11 protein-coding genes are annotated in these 16,389 nt (G+C 67.0%); 8 read left to right on the plus strand and 3 right to left on the minus strand.

Annotation, left to right across the window (positions count from 1 at the left end; all coding sequences use genetic code 11):
- The first annotated feature begins 185 nt into the window (after nucleotides 1–185).
- Nucleotides 186–2,255, plus strand: a complete 2,070-nt coding sequence (locus NX782_RS20740) for a serine/threonine protein kinase (protein WP_258847392.1) — start codon at nucleotides 186–188, stop codon at nucleotides 2,253–2,255.
- Nucleotides 2,256–2,268: 13 nt separating this feature from the next.
- On the opposite strand, the gene NX782_RS20745 is transcribed toward NX782_RS20740, so the two are convergent.
- On the minus strand, nucleotides 2,269–3,552 hold the full coding sequence (locus NX782_RS20745) for a formylglycine-generating enzyme family protein (protein WP_258847393.1): 1,284 nt from the start codon (nucleotides 3,550–3,552) through the stop codon (nucleotides 2,269–2,271).
- A 116-nt stretch (nucleotides 3,553–3,668) separates the two neighbouring features.
- On the opposite strand from NX782_RS20745, the gene NX782_RS20750 reads away from it, so the two are divergent.
- The 6 genes from NX782_RS20750 (at nucleotide 3,669) to NX782_RS20775 (ending at nucleotide 11,059) form a co-directional block, all read left to right on the plus strand.
- On the plus strand, nucleotides 3,669–4,088 hold the full coding sequence (locus NX782_RS20750) for a DUF4399 domain-containing protein (RefSeq protein ID WP_258847394.1): 420 nt from the start codon (nucleotides 3,669–3,671) through the stop codon (nucleotides 4,086–4,088).
- A 14-nt stretch (nucleotides 4,089–4,102) separates the two neighbouring features.
- On the plus strand, nucleotides 4,103–4,531 hold the full coding sequence (locus tag NX782_RS20755; RefSeq protein WP_258847395.1) for a DUF4399 domain-containing protein: 429 nt from the start codon (nucleotides 4,103–4,105) through the stop codon (nucleotides 4,529–4,531).
- 141 nt (nucleotides 4,532–4,672) lie between these two features.
- Nucleotides 4,673–6,628 (plus strand): HD domain-containing phosphohydrolase, encoded by a 1,956-nt coding sequence (locus NX782_RS20760; RefSeq protein ID WP_258847396.1) that lies wholly within the window; start codon nucleotides 4,673–4,675, stop codon nucleotides 6,626–6,628.
- 3 nt (nucleotides 6,629–6,631) lie between these two features.
- The gene (locus tag NX782_RS20765; RefSeq protein ID WP_258847397.1) at nucleotides 6,632–8,053 is read left to right on the plus strand and encodes an efflux transporter outer membrane subunit; all 1,422 of its coding nucleotides are present in this window, start codon (nucleotides 6,632–6,634) and stop codon (nucleotides 8,051–8,053) included.
- Nucleotides 8,050–9,672 carry an FHA domain-containing protein gene (locus NX782_RS20770; RefSeq protein ID WP_258847398.1) on the plus strand — a complete coding sequence of 541 codons (1,623 nt, stop codon included), beginning with the start codon at nucleotides 8,050–8,052 and terminating at the stop codon, nucleotides 9,670–9,672. The genes NX782_RS20765 and NX782_RS20770 overlap by 4 nt, the downstream gene beginning before the upstream one ends.
- On the plus strand, nucleotides 9,659–11,059 hold the full coding sequence (locus tag NX782_RS20775) for a beta-barrel domain-containing protein (protein ID WP_258847399.1): 1,401 nt from the start codon (nucleotides 9,659–9,661) through the stop codon (nucleotides 11,057–11,059). Before NX782_RS20770 ends, NX782_RS20775 begins: the two co-directional genes overlap by 14 nt.
- Before the next feature lie 2 nt (nucleotides 11,060–11,061).
- Here the strand turns inward: NX782_RS20775 and NX782_RS20780 are convergent, their stop codons facing one another.
- Both NX782_RS20780 and NX782_RS20785 read right to left on the minus strand, forming a co-directional pair.
- Nucleotides 11,062–12,480: a cytochrome P450 gene (locus tag NX782_RS20780; RefSeq protein ID WP_258847400.1), complete on the minus strand. Its 1,419-nt coding sequence runs from the start codon at nucleotides 12,478–12,480 to the stop codon at nucleotides 11,062–11,064.
- Nucleotides 12,481–12,559: 79 nt separating this feature from the next.
- Nucleotides 12,560–13,801 (minus strand): PQQ-dependent sugar dehydrogenase, encoded by a 1,242-nt coding sequence (locus NX782_RS20785; protein ID WP_258847401.1) that lies wholly within the window; start codon nucleotides 13,799–13,801, stop codon nucleotides 12,560–12,562.
- A gap of 325 nt (nucleotides 13,802–14,126) precedes the next feature.
- On the opposite strand from NX782_RS20785, the gene NX782_RS20790 reads away from it, so the two are divergent.
- Nucleotides 14,127–16,358: an NADP-dependent isocitrate dehydrogenase gene (locus tag NX782_RS20790; RefSeq protein WP_258847402.1), complete on the plus strand. Its 2,232-nt coding sequence runs from the start codon at nucleotides 14,127–14,129 to the stop codon at nucleotides 16,356–16,358.
- The last annotated feature ends 31 nt before the right edge of the window (nucleotides 16,359–16,389 follow it).

Raw genomic sequence — 16,389 nt, forward strand, 5'->3', positions numbered from 1 at the left:
ATGCTTTGCGAGAAGCGTGCCAGGCCCGAAAACCCGCGTTTGAAGGGGTTTTCTTGCGCTTGCGCCATCGGAACTCGCCTGCACAGCCGGGTTTTCCCCAACAGGTTTCGTGCGACTGTTTGGCCGCTCACAACACCATGCATCTGCGGTGAATTCGCAGCGCTTGCCACTGTCAGAGGATGGACATGGAAAGCCTCGCCGACACCCTTCGCCTGTTCCAGAGCGGCTCCCTTGGGCAGGCCGAGATGTTTGCACGCATCGACCGCCTGCTGATCAGTACGCCGGAAAGCGTGTCGAACCTGCTCAAGACGCTCAACGAGGCGCACCGCCGTTCGCCGCTGCCGGCCGAGGTCTATGGCGAGGTCGAGCGCCGCATCGCGCACGCGATCGAGGCGCGCCAGCGCATGCGCCAGCGCCTCGGCGACGAGGAAACCTTTGTCCAGACCAAGCCCATGCAGCCGACCCAGCCCGGCGCCGGGGCCGGCGGCGGTGCGGGCGCGAACACCAGCGCCGAAGCGCCGGCCGAGCGCATGAAAGGCGTCGGCGACACGCTCAACGGCCGCTTCGTGCTGGAGGAATGCATCGGCTTCGGCGGCATGGGCACCGTTTATAAAGCGCTCGACCTGCGCAAGCTGGAGGCTGCCGACCGCCATCCGTATATCGCGATCAAGGTGCTGAACGTGCAGTTCCAGGGGCATCCGAAGTCGCTGATCGCCCTGCAGCGCGAAGCGCGCAAGGCGCAGACCCTGGCCCACGCCAACATCGTGTCGGTGTACGACTTCGACCGCGACGGTTCGATGGTCTACGTGACCATGGAATACCTGCCCGGCAAATCGCTGGGCCAGCTGTTGCGCGCGCCGGACTTTCGCGCCCTGTCCTTCGAGGAAGCGATGAAGATCGTGCGCGGCATGGGCAAGGCCCTGGCTTATGCGCACGAGCGCGGCTTCGTGCATTGCGACTTCAAGCCGGCCAACGTGATCCTGCTAGATGCCGGCGGCGTCAAGGTGATCGACTTCGGCATCGCGCGCGTGTTCCAGAAGGCGGAAGAGGCGCCCGACGTCACGGTCTTCGATCCCGGCAGCCTGGGGGCGTTGACCCCGGCCTATGCCAGCCCGGAGATGCTGGAAAACCGCGAGCCCGATCCGCGCGACGATATCTATGCGCTTGGCTGCATCACCTACGAGCTCTTGACCGGGCGTCATCCGTTCAACCGCCTGTCGGCCACCCAGGCGCGCGATGGCGGCCTGCGTCCGCAGCGTCCGCCCGGTCTCGGCCACAAACAATGGCGGGCGCTGCGCTGTGCCCTGTCCTTCCAGCGCGAGCAGCGCACCCCCAGCGTCAACCAGTTCCTGCACGACATCGGCGCGGAAGAGACCTGGCACCGCCCGCCGGCGCTGATGGGCGTGGCGGTTGCCGGCGCCGCGGCCCTGGTCGTGTTCGTGGCGCTGCGCCTGTTCCTGCGGTCTTCGTCCGAGGAGGCCGTGCCGCCATCGACTGTGCCGGCCGCGACGGTGGACAATCCCGCTGATGCCGCCCGTGCCCAGGCGCCGCCCGCCGCCGCAGCAGGCGCGCCCAGCCTGCCTGCGGTCTCGGCGGCGCTGGCGAAGCTTCCTTGCTCGGCACTGGTGCCGGCGTTCAAGGGCAGTATCGTGCATGTGCAGGGCTATCTGGCGCGCAGCGTCGGGCCGGCGCGCCTGAAAAGCACGCTGGCCGCGCTGCCGGGCGTGAGCGGGGTCGAGCTGGCGCTGCAGGAAGTCAACGAGGACAAATGTGCGCTGCTGCGCGTGCTCGGCCGCTACTGGAGCGCCTATCACATGCGTGCCGACGGCGGCAGCTCGCTGCGCCTGAACCCGGCCAGCGGCCGCGGCACCGAACTGCGGGAAGGCGATACCTTGATGGTCGACGTGACCACGCCGAATATCCAGTCCCATATCGCGGTCGATTACTTCGTGCTCGACGGGAACGTCGTGCACCTGCTGCCGAACGCGGCGGAGCGCGAAACCCTGGCGCCGCCGCGCCATACGGTCACCGTCGGCAACCTGGGCAACTGGATGATCGGCGCGCCTTTCGGTACCGAGATGCTGGTGTTATTGGCCACGCCGGCGCCGCTGTTCGACAAGCCGCGCCCGGATGCGGAAGCCGGGGCCGACTATCTGCGGGCGCTGGAAACCCGGCTGGACGGGATCGCGAAAGCACATGGCGCGGGCTCGATTGCGGTCGAGTTTTTACAGATCACCACGCACCCCAAACGCTAGAGCATGCTCTAGTTTATTTAAGCGTGCGCGCCACCCGAAAACCGTTCTGCGACTGGCGCACGCTGGCGTCGTATTTGAAGCGCGTGGTGGACAGCATGTAGCTGCCGTTTTCGCGCCAGGAGCCGCCGCGGATCACGCGCGACTGGCAATTCGCGTCGGCCCAGGCGCTGCCGTCGGCCGGCGCGCCCTTGTACGAGCTGTGCCAGCAATCCTGGACCCATTCCCAGACGCTGCCGTTCATGTCGGCCAGGCCGAAAGGGTTGGCGACGAAGCTGCCGACCGGCGGCGGGCCGTCGGCCTTCCACGGCTCGCCGCAGCCCTGGCAGCTGGCATTCCCGCCTTTCATCTGCTCGCCCCACCAGTAGCGTGTGCTGGTGCCGCCGCGCGCCGCGTATTCCCACTCGGCTTCGGTCGGCAGCCGGTAGGGCCGCCGGCTGACCGTGCTCAACCATTTGAGATAGAGCTGGGCTTCGTCCCAGCTGACGTCGCGCATCGGCAGGTTCTCGGCCGCGTTGGCCGCCGACGGCACGCTCGGGCACACGCTGGCCTTGACGCATTGCGTCCACTGGCCGACCGTGACTTCGTACTTGCCGATCGCGAAGGGCGTGCGCAGCGCCACCTTGTGCGCCGGCCGTTCGCTGGGGTCGCTGCCGTTGCTGCCCATCGTGAACGGTTGCGGGTACAGCGCCACCATCAGCGGGCAGGCGTCGCAATCCTTGACCGCCGCCACGGCGCCGGCCACGCCTGGTGCGGGCTGGTCTTCCTGGCCGGCGCCGGCCGCCGCCGATGCCGTTGCCGGGCGACCCTTGCCTTGCTGCGGCCTGGCGCTTGCCGTGTTGGCAGGATTGGCAGGATTGGCAGGGTTAGCATTGTTTGCCGGCGCCCTGGCCGCAGCTGCCGGGGCCGAAGCTGGAGGAGCCGCAGCGGCGGGCGGCGGCTTGCCGACGGCCGGGCTGGCAGGCGGTGCGGCTGCCTGCTGCGCCGGGGCCGGCGCCTGCTGCGGTGCGCTCTTGAGCTGCTGGATGCGGGCCCGCGCCAGCGCCGCGAAGCGCCCCTTGGGATAGGTGTGCAGATAGGCTTCGTAATCGCTGACCTGCTTGCTGTCCTTGACGGAATTCCAGAATGCCAGCTCGAACTGCTCGGCGCTGTTCTTGGGCACCACGCCGGCGAGCTGCAGATCCCTCGGTGGCGCCTGGGCCGGGACGACCGCCGCACTGGCCCACGTGCCCAACAGCGCCATGGATGCCATTGCGGCCAGCGCAGCCAGGCTGCACAGGATCGAGAGTCTGCTCCGCACAAGGCCTCCCCGGTTTTCGCGACAATCCATTTAGACCACCGGGCGCCGCGATTGTGCCCGTTCACTCTTTGTGCTGCCACAGGGGGCGAGAACCACGCTCGGTGGATGCTGCCGGAATGCGTAAATCACTGATCCTGCTGCTCGGCGCGGTGCTGCTGGCATCGATGCCGGTGCTGGCCCGCACGCCGGCACCGCAAAACGCCCAGGTGTACTTCATCTGGCCCAGCGAAGGCATGGTCGTCGGCCAGGCCTTCTGGCTGCGCATGGGCCTGCGCAACATGGGGGTGGCGCCCAAGGGCACGGACATTGCCAACACCGGTCATCACCACGTGCTGATCGACGTCGACCTGCCCGCGAACATGAACGAGCCGGTCGCCAACGATCGCCAGCACCTGCACTTCGGCGCCGGCGAAACGGAAGCGCGCATCGAATTGCCGCCCGGCCGCCACACATTGCAACTGCTGCTGGCCGACAAGGACCATATCCCGCACGACCCGCCCATCTATTCGAAGAAGATCACCGTCACGGTCAAGTGAGCCAGGAGGATCCCATGCGCAAACCGCTCGCTGCCGCCGCCCTTGCCGCCCTGCTCGGCAGCGCCGCCTTGACGGTCACGGCGGCGACGCCCGCTCCGCCCCATGCCTACCTGTACATCGGCTGGCCCAACGATGGCCAGGTGGTCTCGTCCGGCAAACCGATCCGGGTCTGGTTCGGCCTGCGCAACATGGGCATCGCACCGAAGGGCGTGAAATACCCGAATACCGGCCACCACCACCTGTTGATCGACGCCGACACCCCCGGCCCCGGCGTCGAGATCCCGAACGACCGCCAGCACCTGCACTTCGGCACCGGCGAGACCGAAACCACGATCGAGCTCCCGCCCGGGCGCCACACGCTGCAGCTGGTGATGGGCGACGACCAGCACATCACCTTCGAACCTTCGGTGCAGTCGAAAAAGATCACCATCATGGTTAAATGAGCAGTCAAATGAGCAGTCAAATGAGCGGTTAAATGAGCCGTCAAATGCGCGGTCAAATTCGCGATAAAGACACCCAGCCGCGAACTGCGGCCCCGCGCCGCTGTCTTATCCATTCGGCGATGCGCGCGTTCGGGAGGGCGCATGACGGGACAAGCAGCACCTGCACAAGCCAATGGCGGGGTCAGCGCCTATCTCGAGCTGCTCGGCAACCGGGCGGCCAAGCCCCAGCTGTTTCCGCTGCATGAAGAAGTCGTGATCGGCCGCGACCGCCAGGATGCGCTGCCCTCGAGCCAGTTCGTGTGCATTCCACTGCACACGATCAGCCGCCGCCATGTGCGCCTGCGCCGCCGCGGCAGCACCTGGTCGGTCGAGGATCTGCATTCGTCGAACGGCACCTTCGTCAACGGCGAGCGCCTGCTGCCCGGCGCCTGGCGCGCGCTCGAGGATGGCGACGAGCTGGCGCTGGCCTCCACCCAGCTGCTGTTCCGTTCGCTGGTGGCGCCGGGCGCCGCCAGCATGCCGACCGTGATCAGGAAAAGCGTCGACGCCACCCAGTACGCCCCGGTCGCCTTGTCGGCGCCGGCCGCGCACGAGGCCAGCCGCAGCGAACTCGAACAGTCGGTGCTGAAGCTGCATGCGATGGCCCAGGTCAGCATCGCGCTGGGCGTCGTGACCGACCGCGAGACGCTCAGCGAGAAGATCATGAATTTCATCTTCGACCTGTTCCCGCTGGCCGAGCGCGCCTTCATCCTGCTGCGCCAGAGCGAGCGCGACCCGCCGGAACCGGTGGCGGCGCGGCGCCGCGACGGGACCGCCGAGGATCCGCGCCAGGTCCGGCTGTCGCACACCATCGTCGATGAGGTGTTGGGCAAGAAGCGTGCGATCCTGTCCACCGATACCTTGTCGGACCGCCACTTCGCGGCCCAGGATTCGATCGTCGCCCAGTCGATACGCAGCGCCATGTGTGCGCCGCTGATCGTCGGCGATGAAGTGCTGGGGCTGATCCAGGTCGACAGCTCATCCGACCCCTACGCCTTCGAGGAAGCCGATCTCGAACTGCTGACCGGGGTGTGCGCCGAAACCGCGGTGGCGCTGAAGAATTTCCAGCTGTATTCCGATATCCAGCGCCTGCTCGACGGCTTCGTGCGCGCCTCGGTGCAGGCGATCGAGGAGCGCGATCCGGTTACCGCCGGCCACTCCTTCCGCGTGGCGACCTATGCCGAATCGCTGGCCGTCGCGCTCGATCGCGCCGACGATCCGGTATTGCGCCGCATCGCCTTCAGCAAGGCGCAGTTGCGCGAAATCCGCTACGCCGCCCTGCTGCACGATTTCGGCAAGGTCGGCGTGCGCGAACACGTGCTGCGCAAGGAGAAAAAGCTGCACCACGCCGACATGCGCCTGCTCGAACAGCGCTTCCTGTACGCACGCGCCTGCATGGAGCGGCATGCTTATCACGCGCTGGCCCAGCGCCACCTCGAGGAAGGCTGGAGCAGTCACCGCTTTCGCGCCGAGAAGGAAGGCATCGAGGCCTGGCTGCGCGAGGAAAGCGGCCGGCTCGACGGCTTCCTGGCGACGATCCGCAGCGCCAACGAGCCGGCGGTTTCGCGCGGCAGCGCGCTGCCCGACCTGCGCGACATCGTCCACTACGGCTGCCACGACCCGGACGGGCTGGCCCTGCCGCTGCTCGAAGAGCATGAAGTGGCGGCGCTGAGCCTGGCCAAAGGCTGCCTGACGCCCGACGAGCGGCGTCAGATCGAGGAGCACGTGGTCGATTCCTATTCCTTCCTGGTGCTGATCCCGTGGACGCGCGATCTGAGCGGCGTGCCGGCGATCGCCCATGGCCACCACGAAAAGCTCGACGGCTCGGGCTACCCGATGGGTTTGAAGGGGCCGCAGATCAGCGTGCAGACGCGGATTTTGACCATCTGCGACATCTACGATGCGCTGACGGCGGGCGACCGGCCGTACAAGAAGGCGGTGCCGGTCGAGCAGGCACTCGGCCTGATGCAGGAAGAGTGCGATGCCGGGCATATCGACGGCGATCTGTTCCAGGTGTTCGTCGACGCCCGGGCCTGGACGGCCCAGCCGGCGGGGTGAGGCATGGGCTCCCAGCGCCTTCCCGCACGCCTGGCTGGCGCCAGCGCTGTCGCCGGCACGCTGCTGCTGGGCGCCTGCGCCGACGTCGGCATGCGGCCCTACCAGCGCCCCGATACCCCGGCCAAGGCCGCCTGGTCGAATTCGGCGAACGTGCCCTTCTCCCGCACCGAATGGATCGTACCGGACTGGTGGCGCGGCTTCGGCGACCCGACCCTCGATCAGCTGGTTCAGCGTGCGATCGCCGGCAATGTCGACCTGGCGGTGCTGGCGGCGCGCATCGGCGTGGCGAATGCGCAGATCGGCGAAGCGCGTGCCGGCGCCCTGCCGACCCTGGATGCCGGCGCCGGCGCCAGTTTCGAAAAGAGCACCGGGCAAAAATTCACCAAGCAGTTCAACCTCGCCACCCAGACCAATTGGGACATCGACATCTGGGGCAAGGTCGAAAAAGGGGTACAAGCGCAAAAGGCCGAGTTTTCCGCCACCGAGGCCGACTGGCGCGCCGGTTACCTAAAACTGGTGGCGGACGTGTCGACGACCTATTTCCAGATCCTGCAATTCGACGAGCAGATCGCCCAGCAGCAGAAGGCGCTGGAGAAAAACCGCGAGATCCTGGCCACTTACCAGGCGATGGAGCAGAACGGCCTGATTCCGCACACGCGCGTGCTGCAGCAATCGGCCGAGGTCAACCGCCTGAGCACGGACCTGATCGAACTGGGGCGCCTGCGCGCGCTGGCCGGCAACGCTCTCGCCACCCTGCTCGGCGTGCCGGCCGGCGATTACCGGTTGCCGGCCGGACGCCTGCAGGAGCGCGTCAAGGTGCCCGAGGTGCCGGGTGGCCTGCCCTCGCAGCTGCTCAAGCGCCGGCCCGACGTCGTCGCCGCTGAATACCGGGTATTGGAAGCGTATAACCTGACCGGCCAGGCCAAGCTGGCGCAGCTGCCGTCGATCAGCCTGACCGGACGCGGCGGCACCTCGAGCTTCGCGCTCGGCTCCCTGCTCAAGTCGTTTACGTTTGGCCTGCTCCCCAGCATCAATTTCCCCATCCTCGACCCGAGCGTGAAGGCGCGCGTCAAGACCAGCGAGGCGCAGACCAAAGTGGCCGAACAGGAGTACCGCAGCACCGTGATGGCCGCCTTCGAGGATGTCGAGAATGCGCTGGTCAATCTCGATGCGCACAAGAAGCAGAGAAGCGAGCTGCAACAGCAGGTCGACCAGTTGCAGCTGGTGGCCAGCACCACCGATGCCCAGCGCAAGGAGGGCGTGGTGTCGCAGCTGGAAGTGTTCGAGACCGAGCGTTCGCTGCTGTCCGCGCAGCTGGCGCTGCTGGCCAACCAGCAGCAGATCCTGTCGGACACGGTGACTTTGTACAAAGCCCTGGGCGGCGGCTGGCCTCCGGACGTCGTGCGCGATGTGGCGGGCAAATGATGGGGACTGAAGAAGCATTGGCCGGCAACAGCCAGGCGGCGATGGCGGCAGCGGCGAGCCAGCGCGTGGCGATCGTGCTGGAACCGCTGACCCATCCGGAACTGGGACCGGTCGCCATCGACGACAGCCTGTTCGCCATCGGCCGTACCGAACAACCCTTCGCCGGCTACCCGCCCGACATCGTCGGCGATCTGTCGCGCCGCCATGCGCGCATCTTCACGGAAAACGGTGGTGCCTGGCTGGCGGACCTGGACAGCAAGAACGGCACCACCGTCAACGGCAAGCCGGTGCGCGACAGCATCGTGCGCCTGCGCGACGGCGACGAGATCGATTTTGCGCATGTGCTGGCCTACCGCGTGCGCCTGCAGGCGGCAGCGGCGCCGGCCACCCCGCCGGCGCGCCTCAGCGGACTGAGCTTGACGCCTGAGCGTCCCGAACTGGGACTGGAAACCATCGTCGTCACCAGCTTCCCTTTCCTGATCAGCAAGGTCGACGATACCTTTGCGCGCTATCGCGACAAGGAGCCGCACCAGGTCGGCTATTTGTCGCGCCGCCATGCCCACATCTTCCTGAAAGGCGGCCAGCCCTGGATCGAAGACCTGGGCAGCACCAACGGCACCTTCATCGGCGCGGTGCGGCTGGACGAGCATGCGCATGCGCTCGAGGATGGCGATGTGCTGGCCTTCGGCGGCCACCATTTCGTGTACCGCGTCGGCCTGCAGTGGGAGCAGCCGCCGGCGCAGGCCGCCGCCGATCCGACCGTCACCCGGATTGCGCATGGCGCTTCGGCCGCCAGCACGGGCGCGGGCGCGCCGCCAGCGCCGGCGGGGGAGGCCGACCACACCACTTTCGTCGCCTCGGCCGGCTCCTTTCTCGACATCTTCTGCGTCGACCGCGCCGCCGCCCAGGAGGACGAGGTGAATCCGGCGCAGGCACCAGCCGCGGCCGAGGAAGCGGGCAAGCGCCCGCGCGGCAAGTTCACGATGATGGCGGCCGGCCTGCTGGAAGCGCTGGGCGCGGCCGGCGATGCCGAGCAGGCGAAGCTCAGGCGCTGGCTGATGCTCGCCAGCGCACTGGTGCTGGGCGCGGTGCTGGTGCTGCATCAGGCCGGCGCACCGCAGCGCCACTTGCAGGAACTGCTCGACCGCGGCGATGCCGCCACCGCCAGTACGCTGGCCGCCGAACAGCTCGCGCGCGACCCCGACAATGCCGAGCTGCGCGCGCTGGGCACCGAGGCGCTGTTGAAAGCCCGATTGCCGGCCTGGATGGCACAGCTGCAGGCCGGCCGCTTCGCTCCTGCCGCGCAGCTGCTGGCCGACATGCGCCGCCTGAGCCGGAACAATGCCGATGCCGCGCCGCTGGTGGCGGAGATCGCGTGGATCGGCGAGGTCGAGCAGTTCATCGCCGCGCGCGGCGGGGCCGAGGCGCCGGTGCGCAACCCGGCGGATCTCGCCCGCATCCGCCGCATCCTCGGCCAATGGCAGGATGAGCAGCAGGCGCACCAGCGCGCCGCCGCCACCATCGCCGCCTGGGTGCCGGCGTTCCGCGACACCTGGGCCCGGCTGGCGAGCGACCTGCGCAAGCTGGCGCTGACCGGAGGCAGCAATGGCAACGAATAGCAAGGCAGGCAAGCTGCTGGGCAGCGGCGCATTGCGGCCCCTGATCGGCACGCTGGAAGACCACAGCGACGAGGGCATCAGCATCCTGACCGCCGAGCCCTGGCGCTACACGCGGCTGGCGATCCAGGTCATGGTCGCGCTGGTGCTGGCGGGGCTGCTATGGTCCTTCTTCGGCCGCGCCGACGTGCTGGTCACTGCGCCCGGTACCCTGGTGCCGGCGTCCGAGGTGCGGCGCCTGTATGCGCCGATCGACGGCGAGCTGGCCAACATCTACATCGCCGAGGGCCAGCCGGTGCTGAAGGGCGACGTGGTGGCGCGCCTGTACGCGCGCGGCGCGATCGAGGCCGCGCGCAATGCGCTGGAGGCGCGCTTGAAACTCGAGGATGCCGAACGCGAATGGAAGGAATTCCCGCAAAAGAAGGCGCTGCTGGACCAGCGCGTGGCGGCGCTGAAGGAAGCGATGGAGACCGAAGAAAGGCAGCACCAGCGCCGCCTGGCCGAGGGCACCAGCCAGCTCGCCCAGGGCCAGCGCGCGCAGACCCAGGAAGCGCGCGCCAACCTCGAGGATGCGCAGCGCGCCGTCGCTGCCGCCCGCGACGAAGCCGCCAAGTACGAACGCCTGTTCGCGCTGCCGGGCGGCGGCGGGGTCTCGCAGCTGCAGGTCGAGGGCAAGAAGAACGCGCTGCAGGCCGCCGAGAACGCGCTGCGGGTGGCGCAATCGCGGGTGAACGAGCTGAGTGCGCGCCAGAGCCTGGAAACCACGCAGGCGCAGTCGCAGCTGGAAACCAGCGGCCAGCAGCTGGCGTCGCTGCGCCTGCAGTACGAGGCGGCCACGCGCGAAGCCACCAATGTCGAGGAAAAGCTGCGCCTGCAGGTGCAGACGGCGCGCCTGGTGGCCGACGCCGCCTCGCGCATCCAGTTCGAGAACATCGACAAGGATAATTTCTTGCGCATCCAGGCGCCGGTGGATGGCGTGATCACCGAGGTGACCTCGACCCAGCCGGGCGACAAGATCCAGGCCAACACGCCGCTGGGCGGCATCGCGCCGAAGAACACGAAACCCATCCTGAAAGTCGAGATCGCCGAGCAGGACCGCGCCTTCCTGCGCGAAGGCCAGCCGGTGCAGTTGAAATTCAATGCCTTTCCCTACCAGCGCTACGGCATCATCGGCGGGACGCTGCAGACGATCTCGCCGGCCACCAAGCTGTCCAGCGTGACCAAGCAGCCGGTCTACGAAGGCCGCATCGCGCTCGAGCGCGACCACTACACGGTCGGCGACACCGCCTATCCGCTGCGCTACGGCATGACGGCGGCGGCCGAGATCGTGGTGCGCAAGCGGCGGCTGATCGATATGGCGCTGGACCCGTTCCGGCAAATCAGTGGATAAGCCTATTCGGTGAACTTGAAGCGCAGCGTGTAATTGTCCAGCGTCCCCGGCAGGCGGGCCGGATCGAGGCGCCGGCCGGGCGCCAGTTCGACCGCGCGGCCGTCGAGCAGGGCCGCCAGCATGCTGCTGGCCAGCAGCAGCACCAGGTTGCGGCCCGGGCAGCCGGCAGCGCCTTCGCTGAAGGGCACCAGCGGCCAGTCCTTGTCGCTGCGCTCCTTCAGCCACAGCTCCGGCGTGAACAGGTCGGCATGCGGCAGGCGTTGATCGTCGCGGTGGAAGAAGGGGGCGTAGACCAGCACCCCGGTGTCGGCCGGCATCGTGCCATTGTCCCAGTGCGTCGCGCGGGTGCTCTGGCGCAGGATCATCGGCGTGGTCGGCCATAGGCGCACCGCCTCCAGCACGGTGGCGCGCAGGAAGGGTAGGTGCTGGCGCGCCGGGTCGCTGCGCATGTCCTTGCGCGCGCGCGCCGCCTGGTCCGGGTGCGTGGCCAGCAGGGCCAGCGCGCGGAAGGTCGTCATGCCGGCGGCATCGAAGGCGAACAGCCATTGCGGCACCTGCTGTACGGGTTCGGTCCTGGGCGTGGTGGGCATGCCGGCCATCATGCCGGCCAGGCTGCCGGGTTCGGCGCGCGCCAGATAGCCGGCGATACGCTCGAAGAAGCGCTCGCGGGCTTGCCTGTCCTTCGGGTGGAAGATGGCCCAGTTGGCGTTGCGGCGCAATTTGACGGTCAGGTCGTTCAGTTCCTGGTCGTCCGCGGCGCTTTCGCCGAACACCACGCGCCGCACCAGCCGGTACCAGCCGCGGGCGAAGGCGTCCCAGTCCAGTTCTCCCCTGCGGCGCGCGATGGCGAGCATCCGCCCCACCTCTTCCTCGACCTTCGGCAGGAAGCTGTCCACCAAACTATGCACGGCCTGGCGGTGGTCGAGCACGGCTTCGTTGTAGGCGCGCCGCTCGGTGCGCTCCTCGCCCTGCGAGATCAGCACGCCCTTGGGTTCGAAATGCGACAGTGCCGCCCGCTTTTCGGTGCTGGCGGGCGAAAACGGATCGGGCGATTCGTTCAGCACGCGGTGCACATGCGCGGGGGCGAGCACGACCGCCTGCTTGCGGATCGGCAGGCGCAACATCAGCGGTCCCTCGCCATATTTGTTGCGCAGTTTTTGCATGCGCTGCACGGCGCGCCGGTCCAGGGCGAAGCGTTCGGCCAGGCCGACCACCTTGGGTCTGCGGATGATGGCGCCCTTGGCCACAGCCGGGGCGAAGACGTCGAGGCCGAGGGCGATCGTGTCGAGGAGGCTGGCCTGGGGCAGCGCGTCGTCTGACGCCGGGGTCGAGCGGACCAGGGCTTTTCCCGTTACCAGGCCGACGCCGAATGCGCCAAGCACGCCGGCGGCGAGCAAGAGGTTGTCGTTGCGTTTCGTCATCGTCATCTCGCACTTGCAGTAGATATCGAACACTCTACGTCAAGCGCTCATCCGGGCGCGCCCGCCTTATTGGCTTACCTTATTGGCCGCGTACGACTTTCCAGATTCCGTTTCCAGCCAGCACATACAGCTCGCCCTGGCCGTCGCGGCCGAAGGACACGACCTGCCCCGGTTTGGCGACGTTCCAGTCGCGCTGTTCGGTGGCGCTGCCGTCGGCAGCCAGGAAACTGCGCAGGAAGCCGGCGCAGTAGTCCGAATAGAAATAACGGCCGGCCAGTTCCGGGATCGCCGCGCCGCGGTACACATAACCGCCGGTGATCGAACAGGGATTGCCGGCATCGCTGTGGCTGTATTCGAGTATCGGCAGCACCAGGCCGTTCCGGTCGCAGCTCTGGGCGCCGTAGCAGCTGCTGCCCTCCATCCTGTTCCAGCCGTAGTTCAGCCCGCCCTGGGTGCTGGACGCCAGGTCGATTTCCTCGCGCTGGGCCTGGCCTACGTCGGCGATATACAGCCGGTCGGCATCGAAGCTGAAACGCCAGGGGTTGCGCAGGCCATATGCCCAGATCTCGGGCCTGGCGCCGGCCTGGCCGCGGTAGGGATTGGTGGCCGGGATCGTGTAGGGGACCGTCGCACTGGCATTGCTCACGTCCAGGCGCAGCATCTTGCCGAGCAGGGAATTCAGGTTCTGCGCATTGCCGGGCGGGTCGCCGGCCGAGCCGCCGTCGCCGGTGCCGAGGTAGAGGTAGCCGTCCGGACCGAAGGCCACCAGCCCGCCGAAGTGGTTCGTGAAGGTCGGGTGCGGAATGCGGATGATGGTGATGCCTGAACCGGCATCGGCCCGGTTCGGATCGGCGGACACCGTGTAGCGCTCCACCACGATGTCGAGATCGGCGTTCGTGCGGTAGACGTAGAAGCGGCCGTTGGTCGCGTAGTTCGGGTCGAAAGCGAGCGACAGCAGGCCGCCTTCGCCGGTGACATTGGTCAGCGCACGGAGGTCGAGGAAGGGCTGGGCCAGCAGCGCGCCGTTCTGCAGCAGCAGGATGCGGCCGGCGCGCTCGACGATGAACTGGCGGGCGTCGCCCGGCGGCGCGGTGAGGAAGGTCGGGCTGGCCAGGTTGCTGGCGACCGGCGCCAGGGCCAGCGTCAGGGGCGTGGGCGCGGGCGGCTGGGCAACCGGTGGCGGTGGAGGAGGCGAGCCTGGCGCACCGGTAGCGGGCGCACTGCCGCCGCCACCGCAAGCGGCCAGCAGGGCGCCGCTCAGGCCGGCGAGGTAGATCGGCAAGGAAAACGGCAAGGGCAAACGCAAGCGCATGGACAGCATTTCCGCCTCCGGACTGGTTGCCAGACTGGTGTCGAGGAGAATGCGCCAGGCCGGCGGGCTGTGGCGCGCGATTGGCTTCGCGTGCGAAAAGGTGGTGTCTGCTCGAAAAGCGGTGCATAATATGGCGCTTGTCTTCTGTCTTATATAAGACTTGGCCGCTTAGCAAGGTATTTGAAACAGTCGCTACGCGGCGAAAAGCGCCTCGCATCGGGTTAGATCGGTTAGGATCATCGCCTAACGGCCTGCGTGACCCGCGAGCCTTCAGACAGTCGATGTCATTTTTTTATCAGTTTCCCTACCTTCGCGAACACCGAGGAAAAAGCGTATGAGCAGCGATCCGACCATCATCTACACCTTAACCGACGAGGCGCCCCTGCTGGCCACTCACGCCTTCCTGCCCGTCGTCAGCACGTTTACCAAACCTGCCGGCATCAAGATCCAGGAAAGCGACATTTCGGTTGCAGCCCGTATTCTGGCCCAGTTCCCTGAGCGCCTGAGCCCGGAACAGCGCGTCCCCGACGCCCTGTCCGAACTGGGCAAGAAGACCCTCGAGGCCGATGCCAACATCATCAAGCTGCCGAACATCAGCGCCTCGGTCGCCCAGCTGGTCAATGCAATCAAGGAACTGCAGGGCAAGGGCTACAACCTGCCCGACTACCCGGCCAACCCGACCACCGACGAAGAAAAAGAAATCAAGGCCCGCTACGGCAAGTGCATCGGCTCGGCCGTGAACCCGGTCCTGCGCGAAGGTAACTCCGACCGCCGCGCCCCGAAGGCCGTCAAGGAATACGCCCGCAAGAACCCGCACTCGATGGGCGAATGGTCGCAGGCATCGCGCACCCACGTGTCGCACATGACCCACGGCGACTTCTACCACGGCGAAAAGTCGATGACGCTGGACCGCGCGCGCGACGTCAAGATGGAACTGCTGACCAAGAGCGGCCAGACCCTGGTGCTGAAGCAGAAGGTGTCGCTGCAGGACGGCGAGATCATCGATTCGATGTTCATGAGCCGTAAGGCCCTGCTCGACTTCTACGAGAAGCAGATCGAAGACGCGAAGAACAGCGGCGTGATGTTCTCGCTGCACGTCAAGGCGACCATGATGAAGGTTTCGCACCCGATCGTGTTCGGCCACTGCGTCCGCACCTTCTACAAGGAAGCCTTCGAAAAGCACGGCGAACTGTTCGACAGCCTGGGCGTGAACGTCAACAACGGCATGGCCGATCTGTACAACAAGATCGCCACCCTGCCGGAATCGCAGCGTGAAGAAATCATCCGCGACATCCACGCCTGCCAGGAACATCGTCCGGCGCTGGCCATGGTCGATTCGGCCAAGGGCATCACCAACTTCCATTCGCCGAACGACGTGATCGTCGACGCGTCGATGCCGGCCATGATCCGTGCCGGCGGCAAGATGTACGGCGCCGATGGCCGCCTGAAGGAAGTCAAGGCCGTCATTCCGGAATCGACCTTCGCCCGTATCTACCAGGAGATCATCAACTTCTGCAAATGGCACGGCGCCTTCGATCCGAAGACCATGGGCACCGTTCCGAACGTGGGCCTGATGGCGCAGCAAGCCGAAGAATACGGTTCGCACGACAAGACCTTCGAGATCCCGGAAGACGGCGTCGCCAACATCACCGACATCGCCACCGGCGAAGTGCTGATGAGCCAGAACGTCGAGAAGGGCGATATCTGGCGCATGTGCCAGGTGAAGGACGCCCCGATCCGCGACTGGGTCAAGCTGGCCGTCACCCGCGCCCGCAACTCCGGCATGCCGGCCGTGTTCTGGCTGGACCCGTACCGTCCGCACGAGAATGAACTGATCAAGAAGGTCAAGACCTACCTGAAGGATCACGACACCACCGGCCTGGACATCCAGATCATGTCGCAGGTGCGCGCAATGCGCTACACCCTGGAGCGCGTGGCCCGCGGCCTGGACACCATCTCGGTGACCGGCAACATCCTGCGCGACTACCTGACCGACCTGTTCCCGATCCTGGAACTGGGCACCAGCGCCAAGATGCTGTCGATCGTGCCGCTGATGGCGGGCGGCGGCATGTACGAAACCGGCGCCGGCGGCTCGGCACCGAAGCACGTGCAGCAGCTGGTCGAAGAGAACCACCTGCGCTGGGATTCGCTGGGCGAGTTCCTGGCGCTGGCCGTCAGCCTGGAAGACCTGGGCCTGAAGACCGGTTCGAACAAGGCCAAGATCCTGGCCCAGACCCTGGACGCCGCCACCGGCAAGCTGCTGGACAACCGCAAGTCGCCGTCGCCGAAGACCGGTGAACTCGACAACCGCGGCAGCCAGTTCTACCTGTCGATGTACTGGGCCCAGGAACTGGCCGCGCAGACCGAGGATGCCGAACTGGCCGCCTACTTCGCGCCGCTGGCCAAGAACCTGGCCGAGAACGAGCAGAAGATCGTTTCGGAACTGCTGGAAATCCAGGGCAAGCCGGTCGACATCGGCGGCTACTACCAGCCGGACAACGCCAAGGTGAAAGCCGTGATGCGTCCGAGCGCGACCTTCAACCAGGCGCTGGCTTCGGTGGCCTGATAGAAGCGCGGGCCTCTGCACGGAGGCCCCT

Origin of the sequence: Massilia norwichensis (genome assembly GCF_024753245.1) — a bacterium.
GTDB lineage: Bacteria > Pseudomonadota > Gammaproteobacteria > Burkholderiales > Burkholderiaceae_D > Telluria > Telluria norwichensis.